The organism is Burkholderia sp. Se-20378 (assembly GCF_017104665.1).
Lineage (GTDB): Bacteria > Pseudomonadota > Gammaproteobacteria > Burkholderiales > Burkholderiaceae > Burkholderia > Burkholderia lata.
Window position 1 is genome coordinate 1 of sequence record NZ_JAAGPG010000654.1, and the last position, 3,906, is coordinate 3,906.

At 67.4% G+C, this 3,906-nt stretch carries 4 protein-coding genes; 3 read left to right on the forward strand and 1 reads right to left on the reverse strand.

Annotated features, from left to right (window positions below):
* On the reverse strand, positions 1-440 hold a 440-nt coding region (locus G3N93_RS35510; protein ID WP_206135065.1), incomplete at its 3' end, for a DUF1254 domain-containing protein.
* Between the two features lie 312 nt (positions 441-752).
* Here G3N93_RS35510 and G3N93_RS35515 point away from each other — a divergent pair.
* From G3N93_RS35515 to G3N93_RS35525, 3 genes are all read left to right on the forward strand, one after another.
* The gene (locus tag G3N93_RS35515; RefSeq protein ID WP_206124945.1) at positions 753-1,031 is read left to right on the forward strand and encodes a toxin HicA; all 279 of its coding nucleotides are present in this window, start codon (positions 753-755) and stop codon (positions 1,029-1,031) included.
* Positions 1,028-1,351, forward strand: a complete 324-nt coding sequence (locus G3N93_RS35520; protein WP_206135066.1) for a type II toxin-antitoxin system HicB family antitoxin — start codon at positions 1,028-1,030, stop codon at positions 1,349-1,351. The genes G3N93_RS35515 and G3N93_RS35520 overlap by 4 nt, the downstream gene beginning before the upstream one ends.
* A 221-nt stretch (positions 1,352-1,572) precedes the next feature.
* Positions 1,573-3,906: heavy metal translocating P-type ATPase (locus tag G3N93_RS35525; protein ID WP_206135067.1), on the forward strand; the 2,334-nt coding region annotated here is incomplete at its 3' end.

Sequence of the window (3,906 nt, forward strand, 5' to 3'; positions counted from 1 at the left end):
TCCACGCTCGACGACGACCACAGCACGTTCGTCCACATGTCGAGTGCGCGCGCATCCCAGTAACGGCCGCGCGTGTCGGGCAACGTGACGATCACGGGTTCGGTGGCAACGTCGAGCCAGCCGGTCGAGTCGAGCGTGTCGACGCCCGGCAGCGGCGGATTGACCGCGCCGACCGGCGGCAGCGCCTGCGCGTGACGCAGCGTGTTGAGCGGCGCCTGCCCCGGTTGCGCACCGTCGCCGCCCGTCGCCGCTTCCTTCGCGATGTCCATCAGCACGAGCGGATACGCGTAGACGTAGGAGTCGGCGACTTCCGCGCGCATCCAGCCGGTTTTCCGCTGGATTGCGTCCGGTTGCGACGCGCACCCCGCGAGCAACGCCGCCATGGCCAGCGACGCGCACGCGCGCCGCAGGGAAACTGATTCCTGCTGGTTTTCAATCATCGATTACTGGCCGAATATCGTTCTTTTCAGTCAACGCCTTGTTCGATTTGCGACTGGCGAAAACAAGGCACCCCAGCCTGCCCGGACAACCGTTTCGCTACGGTTCATAACGGCGGGCGCTGATGTCAGGCCGGTATCATAGCGCCTCAGGGCATCCCCCAATATGCCGATTAGCTGGCGGCGCGTACCCGCGGGCTGAGCGGGTCTGGAATATTTCGCCGGATCTTCAGGCAAATTGGGGTGGCATCGAAGCGGGTCTAGCAGGCGTCGGATCTGCCCCAGCGTCGATCGAGTCGCTATCCGGATTGACAAATGGTGTCACTATTGACACCATTCAGCATGGCAAGCGATTGGAAGATCCTCGAGCAAATGAGGCGCGAGCCCGCGAATGTGCGATTCGGCGATCTGTTCAAGGTCTGCGAGGCGCACTTCGGCCAGGCCCGCCAATCCGGTTCAAGCCACGCCATTTTCAAGACACCGTGGCAAGGCGATCCTCGAGTGAACATCCAGAACGATCGAGGGAAAGCCAAGGCCTATCAGGTGCGGCAGGTTCTCGACGCGATCGACCGACTGAAGGAACAGAAATCATGACCCAAGACCACTTTACGTACCGCGTAACGTGGTCCCCGGAGGACGGGGAGCACGTCGGCATGTGCGCGGAGTTCCCGTCTCTTTCGTGGCTCGACGCGACACCGGAAGGCGCGCTGGCCGGCATTCGCCGACTCGTCGCCGATGTCGTGCGCGACATGACCGCGAACGGCGAAAAGGTGCCCGAGCCGATCGCCGATCGAACCTACAGCGGCGAATTCAAGGTCCGCATCCCGCCGCAAGCCCACCGCGCGCTAGTGATCCAGGCCGCCGAACAAGGCGTCAGCCTGAACCGTCTCGCGAGCGCCAAGCTCTGCGCGTGACTGCGCGATCGTGCGATCGCGTGCAAATGTAACGCCCGGCTTTCCGCCCGGAAGCCGGGCGTTCGCTTTTTCCGGGCCGTGGCACCCTGTGGACAGTATTGGCCTTGAGCCGATCCGCACGCCTTGCATCGAATGCATCACGCGCCGCTTGACCTTACCATCATGGGAATGTTGATACTGGGATCATTGGCGGCAAGAGCCGCGCATTCAGGGAATCCGACATGACTGAACCACTTGCCTCCGCAGCGCTGCATACGATCGAGCTGGGCATCGACGGCATGCATTGCGGCGGCTGTACGGGCCGCGTGCAACGAGCGCTGGCCGCGGTGCCGGGCGTCGTCGAGGCGACGGTCGACCTCGACGCACACGCGGCAACAGTAACTGCGCAGGAAACGGTCGAAGCCGCACAGCTCGTCGATGCGGTCAGAGCAGCTGGCTATCGCGCCGCCGTGCGTGCACCGGTGCTCGAAACTGCCACGACCGTGCATGCCCATCCTGTCGAAGCGTCGCCCACGCCGATGGCCGCTTCTGCTTCCACTATCAGCCACCCGCCTCCGGTCGACAGCGCCATCATCGAACTCGATATCGACGGGATGACCTGTGCATCGTGCGTGTCGCGTGTCGAAAAGGCGCTGGCGAAGGTGCCGGGCGTCACGCGCGCGTCGGTCAACCTCGCGACCGAACGGGCTACCGTCGATGCCGCGGCGAACGTTTCCGCAGCGCTGCTGGTGGACACCGTGAAACAGGCCGGCTACGGCGCGACGCCGACCGTAACGAATGACGGCCTCGCCACGTTCGCACCTTCGTCGCCTGCCGCGCCCGCCAGCATCGAACTCGATATTGACGGGATGACCTGCGCGTCGTGCGTGTCGCGCGTCGAAAAGGCGCTGGCGAAGGTGCCGGGTGTCACGCGGGCGTCGGTCAACCTCGCGACTGAGCGGGCTACCGTCGACGCCACGCCCGACGTGACCGCCGCCCGACTCGCCGAAGCCGTGAAACAAGCCGGCTATGGCGCGACGCCGGTTGCCGGCGCGACGATCCCGCCGGCAGCCGCCAGCATCATCGCTTCCGCCGATCTCGAACTCGACATCGGCGGGATGACCTGCGCGTCCTGCGCCGGCCGCGTTGAAAAGGCGCTGGCCGCCGTGCCGGGCGTCGCGCGTGCGACCGTCAACCTCGCGACCGGGCGCGCGTCGGTGCACGGCGCCGGCGCGCTAGACGCCGCCACGCTGAGCGCGGCTGTCACCACAGCCGGCTACCGTGCGTCGCTCGCCGCCGCGCCATCGAGCGGCGCCACGGCCGGCATCGACGCGCAATCAGCCCACTCCGCGCAGGACCACGACGCCCGCAAGCACCTCGAAGCGATTCGCGAACGCGATCTCGTGATCTGGTCCGCCGTACTGAGCGCACCGCTCGTCGCGCCGATGCTCGTCGCGCCGTTCGGCATCGACCTGATGCTGCCCGGCTGGCTCCAGCTCCTGCTCGCATCGATCGTCCAGTTCGGCTATGGCGCGCGTTTCTATCGCGCCGCCTGGCATGCGGTGAAGGCGCGCACCGGCAACATGGATCTGCTCGTCGCGCTCGGCACGTCGGCCGCGTACGGGCTGAGCCTGTGGATGCTGGTGCGCGCCCCCCTGCATCCCGGCCACCTGTATTTCGAGGCATCGGCCGTCATCGTCACGCTGGTGCGCTTCGGCAAATGGCTCGAATCGCGCGCGAAGCGCCAGACCACCGACGCGATCCGCGCGTTGAACGCGCTGCGTCCCGATCGCGCACGCGTCATCGAGCGCGGCGTCGAGCGCGACGTGCCGCTGGCGCAAGTGCGCGTCGGCACCCGCGTCAGCATCCGTCCCGGCGAGCGCGTGCCCGTCGACGGCCGGATCGTGTCGGGCCGCTCGCACATCGACGAATCGCTGATCACCGGCGAAAGCCTGCCCGTGCCGAAGGACGACGGCGACGCCGTCACGGCCGGCTCGATCAACGGCGAAGGCGCGCTCGTCGTCGAAACCACCGCGATCGGCGCGGAGACGACGCTCGCGCGCATCATCCGCCTCGTCGAATCCGCGCAGGCCGAGAAGGCGCCGATCCAGCGGCTCGTCGATCGCGTGAGCGAGGTGTTCGTGCCGGCGATCCTCGGCATCGCCTTGCTGACGCTGGTCGGCTGGCTGATCGCCGGCGCCGGCACGGAAACCGCGATCCTCAACGCGGTCGCGGTGCTCGTCATCGCATGCCCGTGCGCGCTCGGCCTCGCGACACCTGCCGCGATCATGGCCGGCACCGGCGTCGCGGCGCGGCACGGCGTGCTGATCAAGGATGCGCAGGCGCTCGAACTCGCGCAGCGCACGACCGTGATCGCGTTCGACAAGACCGGCACGCTGACCGAAGGCAAGCCGTCCGTGACGGCGTTCGAAGCGGTCGGCGTGCCGCATGACGAAGCGCTCGCGCTCGCGGCGGCGGTGCAACGTCAGAGCGACCATCCGCTCGCGCGCGCCGTGGTCGCCGCGCACGATGCCGACATCGCCGCACGCGGCGGTGCGATGCCGTCGGCCGTCGCC